We start from the raw sequence: 16,709 nt of genomic DNA on the forward strand, positions 1-16,709 counted from the left end.
GCGCGGGCGCCCTTTCGTCGTCGGTCAAACCGGATCAAAGCAAAGTCGAACATGCGGATTGTCCGCTAGCATCAATTTCCCGCCGCTGCAATCGGACGTTTTTGCCCGCCGTTTCGGCCAAGTGACGGTCTGTTCAGTACCTGACGTCTTCGACAGGGCAACCTTGCGCCTACATAAGGGAACAGGACGCAAGGAGATTTGCATGGGATTGCTGGTTGAAGGCAGGTGGCAGGATCGCTGGTATGATACGGCCGACAATGGCGGCAGGTTCGTGCGGACGCAGTCGCAATGGCGCGACTGGATCACCGTTGACGGGGCGCCGGCCGAAGGCCGGACGCGCGGCTTCAAGGCCGAGCCCGGCCGCTATCATCTCTATGTCTCGCTTGCCTGTCCGTGGGCGCATCGGACGTTGATCTTTCGTGCGCTGAAGAAGCTGGAAGGCATCATATCGGTGTCGGTGGTGCATCATTTCATGGGCGCCAATGGCTGGACGTTTTTGGCTGAGGACGGCGCTACCGGCGACACGCTCTACGGCCTCGACTTCCTGCACCAGATCTATGCCAGAGCCGATCCCGCCTATTCGGGCCGGGTGACGGTACCGGTGCTGTGGGACAAAAAGGAACAGACCATCGTCTCCAACGAATCTTCCGAGATCATCCGCATGCTGAATTCAGCCTTCGATGAATGGGGTGACGCCAACCTCGACTTCTATCCCCAGGACCTGCGCCGCGAGATCGACCGCATCAATGCGCTGGTCTATCCCGCGGTCAACAATGGCGTCTACCGCGCCGGCTTCGCCACCACGCAACGCGCCTATGAAGAGGCGTTCGGTGAATTGTTCGCGGCGTTGGATACGCTGGAGGAGCGGCTGTCAAAACAGCGCTATCTCGTCGATAACCGTATCACCGAGGCCGACTGGCGGCTGTTCACCACACTGGTGCGCTTCGACCCGGTCTATGTCGGCCATTTCAAATGCAATCTGCGCCGTATCGCCGACTATCCGAACCTGTCGAACTATCTGCGCGACCTCTATCAGGTGCCTGGTGTCGCCGAGACCGTGAACCTGCATCACATCAAGGCGCATTACTACGGCAGCCACGAAACGATCAATCCGACGCGGATCGTTCCGGTCGGGCCGGAACTGGATTACGGCGCACGGCATGACCGGGCGCGGTTCGAGAAAGCGGCGGCCTGATCTACCAGTAGGGCGAAGGCTGCTCGGCGCCAAAAATCTCGGCGATCCGCCGCAGCGTTGCCGGCGTCGTGCCTTGCGGCAAGCGGTCGAGCGGGAAGAAGCCGGCTTCGGCGATCTCGTGGTCTGGCAGCTTCGGCGCCGTCTGGCTGAAATGCTCGATCAGGTAGAAGCCGACATGGTCGCGCCGGCTGGAACGGCGATTGAAATGCATCGACTTCAGTGTTGGCGGTGAAGTCAGTGCGATGTTGCCTTCCTCGGCCAGTTCGCGTGCCAGCGCCTGGTCAAGCGTCTCGCCGACTTCGACGCCGCCGCCGGGAAGCTGCCAGCCCGGAACATAGGTGTGGCGAATGAGGAAGACGGAATTGGATGCCGTGTCGTGGATCAGGCCGCGCACGCCAAGCGTCATCGGCCGCCGCAACACGAAATAGACATGGAACAGCCGGGCCCTGAGGCCCGCCCAGCCGGCCTGGCGGAAGGCCTTTTCCGGGTCAGTCGCCATCAGGTGCGAAACCGTGGATGGTAAGGAAAGCTTGAGTGGAAAGCGGGACGCCTGTCGCCTATGAAGGATGCATGTTCAGGCTCGCGCATATTTCCGATGTCCATCTGGGGCCGCTCCCCGATGTATCCTATCGCGATCTCGCCTCCAAGCGTGTGCTCGGCTACGTCAACTGGCAGCGCAACCGCCGCCGCCATATGCATGACGCCGTCATCGACACGATCGTCGCCGACATCAAGGCGAACACGCCTGACCACCTCGCCGTCAGCGGCGACCTGGTCAACCTGGCGCTCGACGGCGAGATCGAGATGGCCAAGCACTGGCTGGAGACGCTGGGATCGCCGCACGATGTTTCGGTCGTTCCGGGCAACCACGACGCCTATGTGCCCGGCGCCTTCGACAAGGTCTGCCGATCCTGGGCGGCGTGGATGAGCGGCGACGGCGTCAACACGCCGGTCGACCGCAACGCCTTCCCCTATCTGCGCGTGCGCGGCAATGTCGCGCTGATCGGCGTCTCGACGGCACGCGCCACAGCACCCTTCATGGCCAATGGGTTCTTCATGGAAGGCCAGGCGGAGCGGCTCGGCAAAATCCTTAGGGATACCGCCGGACAGGGACTGTTCCGCGCCATCATGATCCACCATCCGCCGGTGCGTGGCGCGGTCCCGCAGCACAAGCGGCTGTTCGGCATCGCCCGCTTTCACAAGATCATTCGCCGCCATGGCGCCGAACTTGTGCTGCACGGCCATTCGCATTTGCCGTCGCTGTTCTTCATCGGCGGTCGAGGCGTCAGGATCCCGGCGGTCGGCGTCGCTGCCGCCGGCCAGGCGCCGGGCGGCAAGCACCCGGCGGCGCAGTACAATCTGTTCGACATCGACGGTGAAAAGGGCAATTGGCGAATCCGGCTGACACGGCGCGGCCTGACCGGGCCGTCCATACCGCCATCCGATCTACAGACGCTGGAGCTTGGCGCCGAGGCCGCTATGGCCGCAAATTGACAACCATGGCCACGATGCGGTCCCAGAACAAGACGACCGACACCACAAGGCCGACCAGTGCGCCGGCGGCAACCAGGCCAAGCCCGGACAGAAAGGCCGACCAGCGCTTGCCGCGCGTCATCGCGCGCAGCGGCGGTTCGGCTTCCGGGACATCGGCGCGTTTCATGCCGGCGATAGCCGGTTCGACCCCGCCTTCCATCATCCTCTGACGCTCGACGATGCGCTCGGCAACATAGCGCGTCACGGAATCGGCAACCGGCTTCATCTCGGTGGATTCGGCAAGCACCACCCGGCCGATGCGGGTGTCCTTGAGGAAGCGATAGGTGCGGCGGTCGCGTCCCATGGCGACATGGCTGACGGCGTCGATCCACAGGCGCGGCTGCAAGCCTGACGAGACGACAAAGTCGAAATTATCGATGTCGGCGGGAACATCGGCAAAAACCGGCGCCAGCTCTGCGGCAAGCATATCGAGGCGCATGCGATGCGCCTCGCGCATATCGACGACGACGTCGTCGCGGTCGGCGAAGGCATTTTTCACATCACGGATGGCATCGGACAGTTTCTTCGACTGGTCGATGGTCTTCTCGCCTGCTTCCTTCATCGGCGTTGCCTCGCGTGTTTGGTTAACACGGGGTTAACACAGCCGCCGGCAAAATGCACTGGCGAGGTGGACGGGATTGAGGCTCAGGAAAGTGTTGTGCGCGAGACGGTCAGCTGGCCGCGGCGGCGAATTTCTGGCGATGCGGCCTGGCGCGGCGGTTGGTGTTGCGGCGAATGATCTCGGCAACGAGGTCGGGGGCTTCCTCGGCCAGCATATGGCCGGCCTCCAGCACATGGTGCACGTGAAAATGCGCCGGCAGATCATCCGCCTGGGTAAAGGGCAGCACCGCGTCGTCGGTTCCCCACGCCACCATCACCGGCATGTTCAGCCCGTCGAGACGATCATGCGGGATGACGCCTTGCCGGTCGTCAACGGTCATGGCGGCTGCGATCTCGACGAATTTTTCCAGCTGGCCGGGTCGCCTGCGCATTTCCCAGAGAGCGTCCACGGTGCGATCGAGGGGCCGGGTCCCTGGCCCCGACATGGCGGCGAGGCAAGCCCGGATCTCGGACCGATCGGCTGCGCCGGCATAGCGACGCAACAGCGGCCCGTTGATCTCTGGGCCAAGACCGCCCGGTGCCAGAAGTGTCAGCGAGGCTATTTTGTCGGGCTCGGCCAGCGCCATCAGCGCCGCCACCGCACCGCCCATCGAGTGGCCCACCAGATGAACGCGCTTCAGGCGACGCTCGGAGAGATCGGCGAGCACGGCCCTTGCCGCCACCTTGGCCGGGCCGGCGGCGGGAAAATCGAGTGACAACCCATGCCCCGGCAGATCATAGGCCAGTGTGTGCGCGGAAGGCGCCGGGGAGGAAATCACCTCCCGCCAGACATCGTGGCAGCCGCCGAAACCATGCAGCAGGACAATGGCCTTCGAGCCCACACCCTGTTCGGCGGCAAAAAGCGATGCGGTCATGAAAGCTGAGTTTTTGCTGTTGTCAGGATGCGGAACACCAATTGTGGCTGGATTGCTCCTAGTCCACGGCGATGGCCAGTAAAATTTTCGCGATTTGTACGGTTGCGGACAGAGCTTGGCAACCACCCTGTATCGGCGATCGGAACACAGGAAATCCATTCGGCGGCGCGCCCAATCCGCCGGCCTCGATTGGCGTCAGCTTGGGTTGCCGAGCCCGGCGGCGCGCAGCGCCTGGACCAGCCGTTCGGTCAGGTCGGCTGGATATTTCCGCTCGACGAAAGTCGCGCGTGGATCGGCGGCAAATTTAGGGAATTCGGTGGTCAGTTGATTCAGCAACGTGCTCACCAGATGGTCCTGTCCGGCAGCCTTGGCGCCGATCAGCCGCGCCGCCAGATAGTGCGATTTCGTGGCCGTCGTCCTCAATGCCGTGCTGGCCGCGATGGCCTTGCTCATGTCGCCCTGCATGAACTCGCCGACGAACAGTCCGTAATCCCACCATGTCGAGTGCCCGCTGAAGGTCTCCGCGGCATGGGCAAGGATCGGCGTTCCCTCCGCGTAGCGGCCGGCGAAGATCAGCCCGTAGCCGTAAGCGGCAGCCATGCCGAGATCGTAGGTATTGAGTTCATAGGCTTTGCGCATCCAGCGGATCGCTTCGTCCGTGTTGCCGAGCCGCGAACTGACATAGCCGTAGGAGCGATGCGCATAAGGACTGGTCGGACCCATCTGCACGCCGCGATGGGCAAACTCCACGGCCTTTTCAATCGTCGCATTGGGTGGATAGGCGTAGTGATCGGAGACCGCCTCGAGATGCAGGGAGGCAAGTTCCGAATAGACGAGCGAGGATTTCGTGCCGCCATTGGCCAGCTTCTCGAGGCAGCGATAGGCTGCCTCATGGGTCCTGGCGTTCTGGTCGAGATAATATTTGTCGTTGAGCAGCAGGCATTGCGTCAGACCGTTCGGCGCGCCGGTCTGCTCGATATAGTTGTAGATCGTGCCCGAGGCGGGAAGGGCTGAACTCAGCATGTCGGCAATACGGTCTTCGATCGCGGTAGGTGCGCTGTCGGCGGAGGTCAGATTGCGTGAAAGAAGCACCCGTCCGGACGCCATGCTTTGCAGCTCGATAGTGATGTCGCCCGCGTCCGGCCCAGGCAGGATGTCGAATATGAAGCTCGTGGCATCGTCGGCCGGATCGGTGGCGGTGTCGCGGCCGATGAAGTCGATCGTATCGAAGCCGCTCAGGCCGGCGCGCAGCGACGCGGCGACACGGTTGGCATCGGCGCCTTCCGCCTTGAGGCCGATATAGACTTGCGGCAGGGTGTCTGCCATGGCCGATGCCGCGATGCTTCCGGTCGCGCCGGCGGTCTCGATCGTCGCCGACATGTCGCCGCCTGCCAGCAAGGCACTGCTGCCCTGACGAAGGATCAGCACCCCCAGCATGGCGATGACCAGGGCGATCGCCACCCAGAAGAAACGGAGATGGCGCGCCACCGAGGGGGTGGGCGAAGCCAGCGACACCGCATCCGGCATGCCCGCGCCGACGTCGTTGGGCCGATCGGCGGATGCGGCGCCGTCCAGACTGAGTTCGGGAACATCCGGCAGCCGGATCGCGTTCAATTCATAGGCAGGGACATAGCCGCCGCGCGGAATGGCGATGCGGACGGGTTCGGCAATGCCCTCATTGGCAAAATAGTGCTGCAGAAGCTCGCGCAGCCTGCCCGCCTGCACCCGCACGACAGCATCGGTGGACGGATCGAAATCGCCGTCCTTGCCGAAAACATCCATGGCAATGGAGAAGCCCTTGAGCCTGTCGCCTTCGCCGGCTTGTTCGCGTTCGACAAGGTAACGCAGCAGCTTGCGCGCGCGTTCGGATCGGCCGAACGTTTGGCTGGCAAGCAGTCGCTCCAGTGTCTCGCGCACTGCGGGGGCGGCAGGCGTGGCATGCTGCAAGTGTCGATCCTCTCGAAGTCGGCACAGGTTGAGGCGCGATCATATAGTTCCCGCACCGCCACACAAGTATACACCCATTATGCGATCACGTACCCCACCGGATAATTCCGCGGTGGTTAATAGCCCGAAAGATCGGAACCGATCACCCGATTGGGGTGGTCCCGATCCTTGTTCTGGTCGTGCGTCAGCCGGCTTTCTTGCCAATGATGCGGTTGGCGGCGGACATCACCGCTTCCAGCGAGGCGGCGACGATGTTGGTGTTGATGCCGGCGCCGAACAGCTTGCCGCCGGGATATTCCATCTCGACATAGGAAATGGCCGACGCGTTCGAGCCGCGCTGCAACGAGTGCTCGGAATAGTCGAGCACCGACATCTCGACGCCGAGATGGCGCGACAGCGCATCGACGAAGCCGTCGATCGGACCGGTGCCTGTGCCTGCGATCGTCACTTCCTTGCCGCTGTCGAGGATGACCGCCTCGACCACGCGCCGCCCCTTGATTTCGGTGCTGGGATAGGTGTGATGATCGAGGAATTTCAGCCGCGCGGCAGGCTGGTCGACATAGGTTTCGAGAAAGCGCTCGTAGATGCGCCTGGCCGGCACTTCCTTGCCCTCGGCGTCGGTGATCGCCTGGATCTCCTGGCTGAATTCGATCTGCAGATTGCGCGGCAAATTGAGGCCGTAATCGGCCTGCAGCACATAGGCGATGCCGCCCTTGCCGGACTGCGAGTTGATGCGGATGATGGCTTCGTAGCTGCGGCCGACATCGGCCGGATCGATCGGCAGGTAGGGCACCTCCCAGTGCGGCGTGTTGGCCTTTTTCAGCGCCTTCATGCCTTTGTTGATGGCATCCTGGTGCGAGCCGGAAAAGGCGGTGTAGACGAGTTCGCCGACATAGGGGTGACGCTCGGGGATCTTCAACTGGTTGGAATATTCGTAGACGTCCTTCATCCGGTTGATGTCGGAGCAGTCGATCAAGGGATCGACACCTTGCGTGTACATGTTGAGCGCCAGCGTGACGATATCGACATTGCCGGTGCGCTCGCCGTTGCCGAACAGCGTGCCTTCGACGCGGTCGGCGCCAGCCATCAGGCCGAGTTCGGTGGTGGCGATGCCGGTGCCGCGGTCATTGTGCGGATGCAGCGAGACCAGCAGGTTCTCCCTGTTGTCGAGGTTGCGGCACATCCACTCGATGCGGTCGGCATAGATGTTGGGTGTCGACATCTCGACCGTCGACGGCAGGTTGATGATCAGCTTGTTGTCCGCCGTCGGCCTGACGATTTCGGTGACGGCGTTGCAGATCTCCAGCGCCACTTCGAGCTCGGTGCCGGTAAAACTCTCCGGCGAATATTCGAAACGAAAGCCGCCGCCGGCCTTGGCCGCCATGTCGGTGATCATCTTGGCCGCGTCGGTGGCGATGCGCTTGATGCCGCCGACGTCCTTTTCGAAGACGACGCGGCGCTGCAATTCGCTGGTCGAATTGTAGAAATGGACGATCGGGTTGGTGGCGCCCTTCAGCGCCTCGAAGGTGCGGGTGATCAGTTCAGGCCGGCACTGCACCAGCACCTGGAGCGAGACATCGGCGGGTACGTTGCCTTCCTCGATGCACCAGCGGGCAAAGTCGAAATCGGTCTGCGAGGCCGACGGGAAGCCGATCTCGATCTCCTTGAAGCCCATGTCGAGCAGCAAGCCGAACATGCGCGCCTTGCGCTCGTGGCCCATCGGGTCGATCAGCGCCTGGTTGCCGTCGCGCAGGTCGACCGAGCACCAGATCGGCGCCTTGTCGATGACCTTCGAGGGCCAGGTGCGGTCGGTGAGGCCGACGGTGGGATAGGGCTGATATTTGCGGGCTGCGTCAGGCATCCCTCTAGCCGCATCCTTGCCGGCTACCGCGGCATCGGAACGGATCTCTTCTCGTGCGTTCATCGTCGTTTCTCCCGGCGGCTCATGGATCCACCTTCAGGTGGATTGATGGCGAGCGGCGCCTTTATCAGAATTTCGTTCGCTTGATGTGATTGCCAAGGAGCATGCGCTTGCGCGGCGGTTCGACCGCCGGGCGCTCCTTCAGCGAACCCGGCGATCGCCGATAAGGCCGAGAAGAAGCAGGGTCGAAGCCAGCGCGCGCACGGTCTCGCCGGAAAAACCGGTCGGACGGGAAGCGTTGGTGGCGCGCGTGTTCATGGCGGTTCTCATACAGGAGCGGCTTGTGAGAGGCAAGTGGGGCCCCCCATGGGTGTCGTGGTCTGTCGAATATTATCCCGAACGTGCGTGCTCTTCCCCAGGCGCGGCAAATGCGCCAGACTTGGGCATCGACGGGTTGCGATGTCCGTCGCCGGGAGGGGGGTCATCCATGAATTTCGTGTTCTTCTCGCCGCATTTTCCCGCCAATGGCGCGGATTTCTGCGACCGTTTGAAGAAGGCCGGAGCCAGGGTGCTTGGCATCGGCGACGCACCCTATGACGCGCTCGACGCCAAGCTGAAAGCAGCCCTTTCGGAATATTACCGCGTCGCCGACATGGAGGACTACGATCCGGTGTTTCGGGCGATGGGGCATTTCATCCACAAATGGGGCCGTATCCACCGCTTTGAATCGCTCAACGAGCACTGGCTGGAGCTGGAAGCCAACATCCGCACCGACTTCAACATCTACGGCACCAAGCTTGATTTCGTGAAGAATCTGAAGCGCAAGAGCCGCATGCGCGCCTTCTTCCGCAAGAGCGGCGTCGACACCATCGCACAGCGCAAATGCTCCGACCGCGCTGGGGCCATGACCTTCATCCGCCGCGTCGGCTATCCCGTGGTGGTGAAGCCGGATTCAGGCTCCGGCGCCTCGAACACCTTCAAGATCTCCAGCGCCAAGGAGCTCGACCAGTTCTTCAAAGACAAGCCCGAGGACGTGACCTTCGTCATGGAGCAGTTCATCGAGGGGCTGGTGGTGACGTTTGACGGACTGGTCAACCGTGACGGCGAGGTGGTGCTGGCCGCCAGCCACCGCTACGACCAGAGCGTGATGGAGGTGGTCAACAAGGACCGCCACATGAGCTACACCTGCTTTCCCAGGATCAGCCCGGCGGTCGAGGAGGCCGGCCGCAAGATCCTGAAGGCGTTCGACGTGCGCGAGCGCTTCTTCCACATCGAGTTGTTCGAGACCAAGGACGACCGGGTCATCGCGCTGGAAGTCAACATGCGCCCGCCCGGCGCCTGGATGACCGATGCGATCAACTATACGTTCGACATCGACGTCTATGCGGCATGGGCCGATATGGTGGTGAAAGATGCCGCTGGCGGCCCTTATGAGGGCAAGTATTTCACCGCCTATGCCAGCCGCAAGCGGCGCCTCGGGTATTTGCACAGCCATGAGGAGGTGCTAGCGGCGCACCGCGACAAGATCGTCCATCATCAGGCCATCGAAGAGGTTTTCAGCCGCGCCATGGGAAATTACGCCTACCAGATGCGCTCGAAAGACGAAGCAGCGCTGCGTGAGGCGGTCGCCTATATCCACGCGGAAAAGGCGTGAGCCGATGGACGTTTCCTATCACAAGAATTTCTCGGGCAAGCTCGGCCGCGACATGGAATACAAGCGCTACGGCCATGCCGGCCGGCCGGTGGTGGTGTTCCCGACTTCTCAGGGCCGGTTCTACCAGTTCGAGGATTCCGGCGGAGTGGGCGCCCTTGCCGAATTCATCGACACCGGCCGCATCCAGCTGTTCACGGTCGACGGCGTCGATTCGGAGTCCTTCTTCGACAAGCATGCCGACGCCGCCCGCCGCATCGCCCGGCACGAGGCCTATTTCCGCTATGTGCGCGAGGAGGCACTACCGGAATTCCTGTCGACAGCAGAGCAAGCCAATGGCGGCCGCAAGCTGAAGCCGCTGTTCTCAGGCTGTTCGATGGGCGGCTACCATTCGTCGAACTTCGTCTTCCGCTTTCCGGAACTGGCCAGCGGCGTCATCGCGCTGTCGGGCGTTTATTCGGCCCGCGACTTTTTCGGCAGGGCGCTTGAAGGCGACATCTTCTACAACTCGCCGCTCGACTATCTACCCGGCATCGTCGATCCAAAACTGCTTGCCCGGCTGAAGGCGCTCAGGCTGATCTTCTGCTGCGGGCAGGGCGCCTGGGAAGAGCGGATGCTGGTCGAAACGCGCCAGCTGGAACAGATCCTGCGCGACAAATCCATTCCCGCCTGGGTCGACTATTGGGGCGGCGATGTCAGCCACGACTGGCCGTGGTGGCACAAGCAACTGGTCTATTTCTTCGGCCGCTGGCTGGATGAGGACCTGATGCACAGGCTTGACTGATGACCACGCCTGATCCAATCCGCCGTTTCGTCGAGGCCACCAATGCCGGCGACGCTGTCCTCGGCATGTGCAGCGCCGGATTGGCCGAGCATCGCCGCGCCGCCCAGCAATGATATCCCCAGGCGCCATGTCGCCGGGCTTGTTCGCATCAACTCGTCTCCACTGTCTCATGCCTGATTGCGTCTCCGCGCTCTCAAATATGAGCGTGCGAGTATTTTCTGCGGCCACTGCACAGACTGTGGGGTGCTGTCACACAGCAGCAACGCCAGTCAGGATTGCGCCGACCAGATTGCGAGTCTGCGCAGGCAGCTTTGGCTATTGCCTCAAGCTTCTCGCCACCAGCCGCGCCACGCTCGGGCCGACCAGCAGCACGATCAGGAAGCGGGCCGACTGCAGCGCCATGACGAACGAGATGTCGACGTTCTGCGCGGCGGCGGCGATGATGGCGATGCTGTCCATGCCGCCGGGGCTGGTCGCCAGATAGGCGGTCAGCGGGTCGATGCCCAAGAGATGGCTGATCATGAAGGCAAGGCCGCCGCAGAAGGCGATCAGCGCCACGATCGAGGCGATGATTTGTGGCAAGGCACGCGTCGCATGGCGCAGGATCGCCCTTGTGAAGTTCAGGCCGATCGACCAGCCGACCATGGCGTAGCTGACGGCCAGCAGCCATTGCGGCAATTGCATTTCCACGCCCAAGCCGAGATGGACAACGGTGCCGAAGACGAAGGTGCCGAGGAAGAAGGGCGAGGGCAGCCTCAGCAGCTTCCCCAGCAGGCCGCCGACAAGCGCGATGCCGATGGTGGCGGCGAAGGCTTGGCGGTCGATCGGCGGAAACCAGATGATGGCGGGGATTTCAACGCCCGAGGTGTCTACCCACATCTTGGCAACGAGTGCCGCCGTCATCGAGACGAGGATGACGCGCAGATATTGCATGAAGGCGACGAGACGCTGATCGGCACCGAACGCACCGGCCATCAGCACCATGGCGGTGGCCGCACCCGGCGAGGAGCCCCAGACGGCGGTGGTGCCGGGCAGGATGCGCCAGCGGCTGATCAGCCAGCCGAGCAGGCTGGAGGCGGTGACGGTCGCCACCACGACGCCGAGAAACAGCGGCCATTCCTGGGTGAAGACCGGAAAGATGTCGGCCGAGATCGAGCTGGCGACGAGGCAGCCGACGATCGCCTGTGCGGCGCCGAACAGAAGGCGCGGCACGCGCACCGTGGCGCCATTGGTGCCGGCGACGATGGCCGCCAGCATCGGCCCGATCAGCAGCGCCGCCGGCAGGGCCGCGAGTTCCAGCGCGCCGGCAAACAGCAGGGAGACGATCAGCAGGGCCAGCCATTGCCAGAGCTTGCGCATCCGCGCCATGCGTTCGATGGCGGGCTGGTCTGGTGGCTGCTCGGCCGAGGAATCCATGTTTCGGTCTTAGACTTTAAGCGAGACGATGCGAACCCCCGCTTTGCCGAAAAGGAAGCTGTGTGACGCGCGAGGTCGCGCAGTTTACCAAGGTGTTAGAGCTTTCGGATAGGACCAGGATAACGGGCGACAAGATCGTCCATCGTCAGCAAGGCAATCCCTTCCACGGTTGCCTGGGCGATTAGGATTCGATCGAAGGGATCCTTGTGGATCGCCGGAAGTCCGTCGATGGCGAGGGCATGTTCACTGGTGATCGGCAAGTCGTGATAGCCATTGTCGAATAGGCCTCGCCGGAGCAAACGGGGGTCGACTTGGAAATCATCCCGTCCAAGTCCTCGTTTGATTGCGATCTCCCAAAGGCTGGCAGGACTGAACAGCAATTCGTTCTCTGGGTTCTCAATCTCGGCGAGAGCCGCAAGTGGTAGCCGATCCGGTTCACCAGCCGCCCACAGCAGCAAATGGGTGTCGAGTAACAGTTTCAAGTGTTGACACCGAACAGCTGTTCAATCTCCTCGCCGCCCATGCGGTCGAAATCGTCGGGAACGGAAAACTGGCCGGCCATAAAACCGACCCTTCGCGCCTGCGACGAGGCCGGCTGATCGATAGGCACGACTTTGACCAATGGTTTGCCCGCCTTGGCGATGATGAACGGCTCACCTTTGGCAGCTCGGTCAACGAGACGTGAAAGATTGGTCTTCGCGTTGTGGATGTTGACGGTCTGCATCGCAGGTTGCTCCAGATGGACTTAGTCCACAGAACTTAGTCCATTTTCAGAGAATTACAAGTGGTGCGCAATGAGCTGGCGACAGCGCGGTCGAGATTGTCTACCTGTCGATATTGTACCGACGCGCGAACCGCGCCTCGGCATCAAGCCGTCCGTGCGCATCAGCCGGTCTTGGCGCCGGCCAGGCCGACGCCGCCGGCAGGATGGGTCTCGACCTGGAATTCAAAGCCGGCGACGAACGGCCGTGCCTTGGCGATCGCCGCCTGGACTTCGGGAAGCTGCAGCGACGTCTTGTGGCTTTCGGCGTCGGTCCAAACTTCGGTGACCCAGATCGCATCGGCATCCGCGGGGTCGCGGGCGATGATGTAGCTCAGGCAGCCCGGCATGGCGCCGGTGCTGCTCAGCAGCACATCCATGACCGCGTCGCGCTGGCCGCGTGCCGCCCGCATCTTGCCGATCAGTCCGTACATTCTGTTGTCTCCCTCTGAGGTTTCGACAAGAACATGCAGATCGCCAGTATGCCGATAGCCGCTCAAGGCATCAACTGGCCGCCATTCACCTCGATAACCTGGCCGGTGATGTAGCCGCTCAGAAGATCGGAAGAGAGGAACAGATAGGCGCCGACGCAATCCTCAGCCGTACCGGCGCGTCCCTGCGGAATGGTGGCGACCATGCCCTTCATCTGCTCGTCGGTCGAATAGCGCTCGTGGAACGGGGTGAGAATGGTGCCGGGCGCCACCGCGTTGACGCGGATGCCGAAGCCGATCAGCTCCTTGGCCATGCCGCGCGTCACATTGGAGACGAAGGCCTTGGCCGAGCCGTAAAGCCCGGCTCCGCCGCCCCCACCATTGCGCGCGGCGATCGACGAGGTGTTGACGATGAAGCCGCCCTGTTTCTTCAGCCACGGGATCGCCTTGCGCGAGGCGGTCAGCACCGAACGGGCGTTGAGGTCCATCACCGCGTCGTAATGCGCTTCGGTCTGCTCGGCATAGGGGATGCGGCCGAGCATGCCGCCGGCATTGTTGACCAGCCCGTCGAGGCGGCCGAAATACTGCGCGCCGTCCTCGACGACGCGTTCGACATCGGCGGCAACGGAGAAATCGCCCTGGACGAGAAACACCTCGCCGCCCTTGTCGGCGATCGTCATGCCGAGCTTCTCTGCGGCGGCTTGACTCGAATTATAGTGCAGCGCCACCTTGCATTTCTGCGCTGCATAGGCCAGCGCGAGCGCCGCCCCGATGCCGGTCGACGCACCGGTGACTAGCACTGCCTTGCCGGCAAGATCGGGTATGCTGAGTGGGGTGGCTGGCACGGTTCTTCCTCCGGGATTTCTGCCTGTCCTTCGTAGGCCTTTGCCACCCCGGTGTTCAAGCCTCAGGGGCGCAGATAGGCGTAACCCTGGCCTTGCAGTTCGGCGAGCTTGACGACGCCGCCCTTGTCGGCGGCATGGAAACCGGCGAGCAGGTCGGCGAGCGTAATGTCCATGCCTTGCATGGTGTTGGCGCAGGCATGGGATGCCAGCCCCTGCTGCACCAGGCCGGCGAAACGCCCGGAAATCGCGGCCGATATGCCTTTCGACTTGAAGCTGGCCAAGGCCGGGCCATGCACGACCAGCACGATGTCGACATTGCCGCCGGTGCCGTCATAGTGGTTCTTGATGTTGCCGAGCACGAAATTGACCTTGTCGACATCGCTCAAGTGATAGGCGACCTTTTGCCTGGCAGGCTCTGTCGCCGCGGCCTGCGCCGCCCGCAGGCCAAGAAGCGTTCCGGTTCCGGCAAGAACCGCGCGGAACATATCACGCCGGCGCATGGCATCCTCCCCCGCTTGGCGGCTCACCGCGAATTGCGTGGCTGCGGCCGCAATACTAGCATAAATTGACGTTACGTCCTGTCGATGCGGAGGAGAGGTCACATGGCGTTCAGGGTAGGGGAATGCAAGGCAGTCGCTGGCGCAGGGTTTGGCGCAGCCCTGCTTGGCGCACTTGCCGGTTCCGCCTTCGCCGACGATGCGCTGAAGCTCATCGAACTCAGCCCGAACGGCGCTGATGCCTGTTTCGGCCGCGTCTATGACGCCACGCACCTCAAGGCGCATCCGAAGCAGAAAGTGGCGCGAATCTTCTTCCTCTATGGGCACGACCCGGTCAGCCGCCCGAACGAGGAGCCGCCGACAAACTCCGACTCGTCCTATAATGGCTTTATCGCCACCACGGTGCGGGGCGCCAAGGCGCCCGAATGGGCCGGCGGCTGGTGCAATCACGGGTCCGAGGACGGCACGTCCGGCCCGATCCGTTGCGGCATGGATTGTGACCGCACCATGGCTTCGCTGAAAGTCGACGACAAGGGCAGGCTGATCGTCACCGATGTGCAGCCCGACCTTTATCTCGATGCCGGGTCGGAAGAGGAGCTTGGTGCGGCGGAATATGACAGGCAAGCGCTCGGCTCGGAGGACGACAATTTCCGCCTCGACCCGATGCCGGCGGCTACCTGCAAGGCGGAGTTCGCGCGCATCGATCCGATCGCCCCTGCACTCGGGGGCCCACTGCGCGAGCGGCTGAAGCCGGACCAGGCCTTCTGCTACGGGCGCGATTATGATGCAGCGCATCTCGGCTCGCACCCCGACCAGCTGACGCAGTCGATCCGGGTCTTCCGCGGATCGGTGGAACTGGCATCCTTCGCCTCGGGCGGCAACGCCGCCAACTGGCCAGACGGCGCCGACATTGCCGTTACCGTCACCACGCGGCAGAAATCGACCAAGGTCACGCAGACCTATTCCTGCCAGGGCGAGGCCGACCAGTGGCGCTGTGCGGCCAGCTCGAAGATGAGCGATTTCTCCTGCGACATCGCGCAGAAGGAGATTTTCCTCAAGCGCGGCGCCAACGGCACGATGATGCTGGCCAATCCCAACGGCAGCCTGGCGATCGTCGACCTGTGCTCGAAGGCCGCCGACGGCAAGACGCAATCCGACGACAAGGTCTATCGGCTGCAGCCGATGCCGCAATCGGCCTGCGCGCCTTGAGGGCTGCCGATATTCAGGTGATGCCGGCCTGCGAACGGCGGCTTCCTGCGCTTCCGGTGCTTACGTACTTTAAGTACGCTCCGCTCCGGTTCTCGGATGCCACCATTCTCGGCTCGGCCTGACCTGAATCTCGACAGCCCTCAGGCTAGCGCAAGACTATGCGAAGGGCACGGCCGTCGTGCCCTTCGGCAGCTTGGCTTCGTCGTCGGGTTCGACATGGATGGTGACGCGCACCGAGGGGATTTCGGCCTTCAGCGCGTCCTCGATGCGATCGCAGATGACGTGGCTGGCGCCGACCGACATGTCGGCGTCGACGACTAGGTGGAACTCGATGAAGGTGGCGCGGCCGGCGATGCGGGTCTTGAGGTCATGAACCTCGAGAGCGCCCTTGCAATTGGCCGAGATGACGTCGCGGATGCGCATGTTTTCTGCCGTGTCGACGGCGCGGTCCATCAGGCCGTTCATCGATGAGCCGATGACATGCCAGCCCTGCCACAGGATGTTCAGCGCCACGAGGACGGCAAGCGCCGGATCGAGAATCTGCCAGCCGGTCAGGATCGCTCCGACTAGGCCGCCGAAGACGCCGATCGAGGTCACCACGTCGGTCATGATGTGGTTGCCGTCGGCGACCAGCGCCGGCGATTTCTCGGCCCTGCCGGCGCGGATCAGTGTCCAGGCCCAGAAGGCATTGATGACCGTGGCAACACCGTTGATGGCAAGGCCGTTCCAAGGCTGTTCGAGGGGTGCCGGCGTCTGCCAGGAGCGCCAGACCTCGTTGAGGATCAGAAGGGCGGCGAGCACGATCAGCACGCCTTCGAGCACGGCCGAGAAATACTCGGCCTTGTGATGACCGAACGGGTGATCCTGGTCGGCCGGCTTGTAGCTGACCTGGATTGCCCAGAAGGCGGCGACCGAGGCGATGACGTTGACGATCGATTCGAGCGCGTCCGAATAGAGCGCGACAGAGCCGGTGACGTACCAGGCGGCAAGTTTCAGAGCAAGCACGACAAAGGCGACAACGATCGACCAGAAGGCAAGGTTGGCGACCTTGCGCCTCGCGGCCGCCTTGGCGGCGATCGCCATCGTATTCTCGGCTCCAGCCATG

General features: G+C 62.9%; 17 protein-coding genes. 5 read left to right on the forward strand and 12 right to left on the reverse strand.

From position 1 onward, the window contains the following. The first annotated feature begins 202 nt into the window (after positions 1-202). Positions 203-1,195 (forward strand): glutathione S-transferase family protein, encoded by a 993-nt coding sequence (locus ASD99_RS09765; RefSeq protein ID WP_056595873.1) that lies wholly within the window; start codon positions 203-205, stop codon positions 1,193-1,195. Position 1,196: 1 nt separating this feature from the next. On the opposite strand, the gene ASD99_RS09770 is transcribed toward ASD99_RS09765, so the two are convergent. Further along, positions 1,197-1,694: an NUDIX domain-containing protein gene (locus ASD99_RS09770; RefSeq protein ID WP_056595870.1), complete on the reverse strand. Its 498-nt coding sequence runs from the start codon at positions 1,692-1,694 to the stop codon at positions 1,197-1,199. Between the two features lie 71 nt (positions 1,695-1,765). On the opposite strand from ASD99_RS09770, the gene ASD99_RS09775 reads away from it, so the two are divergent. Then, positions 1,766-2,689, forward strand: a complete 924-nt coding sequence (locus ASD99_RS09775) for a metallophosphoesterase family protein (protein ID WP_082583220.1) — start codon at positions 1,766-1,768, stop codon at positions 2,687-2,689. Here the strand turns inward: ASD99_RS09775 and ASD99_RS09780 are convergent. The 4 genes from ASD99_RS09780 to leuA form a co-directional block, all read right to left on the reverse strand. Continuing rightward, positions 2,673-3,290, reverse strand: a complete 618-nt coding sequence (locus ASD99_RS09780; RefSeq protein ID WP_056595864.1) for a hypothetical protein — start codon at positions 3,288-3,290, stop codon at positions 2,673-2,675. The genes ASD99_RS09775 and ASD99_RS09780 overlap by 17 nt on opposite strands. Positions 3,291-3,399: 109 nt before the next feature. After that, positions 3,400-4,203 (reverse strand): alpha/beta fold hydrolase, encoded by an 804-nt coding sequence (locus ASD99_RS09785; protein ID WP_056595861.1) that lies wholly within the window; start codon positions 4,201-4,203, stop codon positions 3,400-3,402. 195 nt (positions 4,204-4,398) lie between these two features. Further along, positions 4,399-6,150: a tetratricopeptide repeat protein gene (locus ASD99_RS09790; protein WP_057143442.1), complete on the reverse strand. Its 1,752-nt coding sequence runs from the start codon at positions 6,148-6,150 to the stop codon at positions 4,399-4,401. Between the two features lie 184 nt (positions 6,151-6,334). After that, positions 6,335-8,074 (reverse strand): 2-isopropylmalate synthase, encoded by a 1,740-nt coding sequence (leuA, locus tag ASD99_RS09795; RefSeq protein ID WP_056595855.1) that lies wholly within the window; start codon positions 8,072-8,074, stop codon positions 6,335-6,337. Between the two features lie 424 nt (positions 8,075-8,498). Between leuA and ASD99_RS09800 the strand changes: the two genes are divergently transcribed. Then, complete coding sequence (locus tag ASD99_RS09800; protein WP_057143444.1) at positions 8,499-9,665, forward strand: ATP-grasp domain-containing protein; 1,167 nt, start codon at positions 8,499-8,501, stop codon at positions 9,663-9,665. Between the two features lie 4 nt (positions 9,666-9,669). Then, entirely contained in the window at positions 9,670-10,446 is a 777-nt protein-coding gene (locus ASD99_RS09805) for an esterase family protein (protein WP_057143445.1), read from the forward strand. A 315-nt stretch (positions 10,447-10,761) separates the two neighbouring features. Here the strand turns inward: ASD99_RS09805 and ASD99_RS09810 are convergent, their stop codons facing one another. The 6 genes from ASD99_RS09810 to ASD99_RS09835 form a co-directional block, all read right to left on the reverse strand. Continuing rightward, positions 10,762-11,862, reverse strand: a complete 1,101-nt coding sequence (locus ASD99_RS09810; RefSeq protein WP_057143446.1) for an AbrB family transcriptional regulator — start codon at positions 11,860-11,862, stop codon at positions 10,762-10,764. Positions 11,863-11,957: 95 nt separating this feature from the next. Further along, positions 11,958-12,344: a type II toxin-antitoxin system VapC family toxin gene (locus tag ASD99_RS09815; protein ID WP_057143447.1), complete on the reverse strand. Its 387-nt coding sequence runs from the start codon at positions 12,342-12,344 to the stop codon at positions 11,958-11,960. Next, positions 12,341-12,586, reverse strand: a complete 246-nt coding sequence (locus tag ASD99_RS09820; RefSeq protein WP_056595839.1) for a type II toxin-antitoxin system Phd/YefM family antitoxin — start codon at positions 12,584-12,586, stop codon at positions 12,341-12,343. Before ASD99_RS09820 ends, ASD99_RS09815 begins: the two co-directional genes overlap by 4 nt. 161 nt (positions 12,587-12,747) lie before the next feature. Continuing rightward, complete coding sequence (locus ASD99_RS09825) at positions 12,748-13,056, reverse strand: putative quinol monooxygenase (RefSeq protein WP_057143508.1); 309 nt, start codon at positions 13,054-13,056, stop codon at positions 12,748-12,750. 62 nt (positions 13,057-13,118) lie between these two features. Further along, complete coding sequence (locus ASD99_RS09830) at positions 13,119-13,898, reverse strand: SDR family NAD(P)-dependent oxidoreductase (RefSeq protein ID WP_056595832.1); 780 nt, start codon at positions 13,896-13,898, stop codon at positions 13,119-13,121. A gap of 62 nt (positions 13,899-13,960) precedes the next feature. After that, entirely contained in the window at positions 13,961-14,398 is a 438-nt protein-coding gene (locus tag ASD99_RS09835) for a DsrE family protein (RefSeq protein WP_056595829.1), read from the reverse strand. Positions 14,399-14,500: 102 nt separating this feature from the next. Here ASD99_RS09835 and ASD99_RS09840 point away from each other — a divergent pair, with 102 nt between their 5' ends. Continuing rightward, positions 14,501-15,604, forward strand: a complete 1,104-nt coding sequence (locus ASD99_RS09840; protein ID WP_057143448.1) for a hypothetical protein — start codon at positions 14,501-14,503, stop codon at positions 15,602-15,604. A gap of 156 nt (positions 15,605-15,760) precedes the next feature. Here the strand turns inward: ASD99_RS09840 and ASD99_RS09845 are convergent, their stop codons facing one another. Next, positions 15,761-16,708 carry a cation diffusion facilitator family transporter gene (locus tag ASD99_RS09845; protein WP_056595824.1) on the reverse strand — a complete coding sequence of 316 codons (948 nt, stop codon included), beginning with the start codon at positions 16,706-16,708 and terminating at the stop codon, positions 15,761-15,763. Between the last annotated feature and the right edge of the window lies 1 nt (position 16,709).

The sequence above is a fragment of the Mesorhizobium sp. Root695 genome (genome assembly GCF_001428185.1).
Taxonomy (GTDB): Bacteria; Pseudomonadota; Alphaproteobacteria; order Rhizobiales; family Rhizobiaceae; genus Mesorhizobium.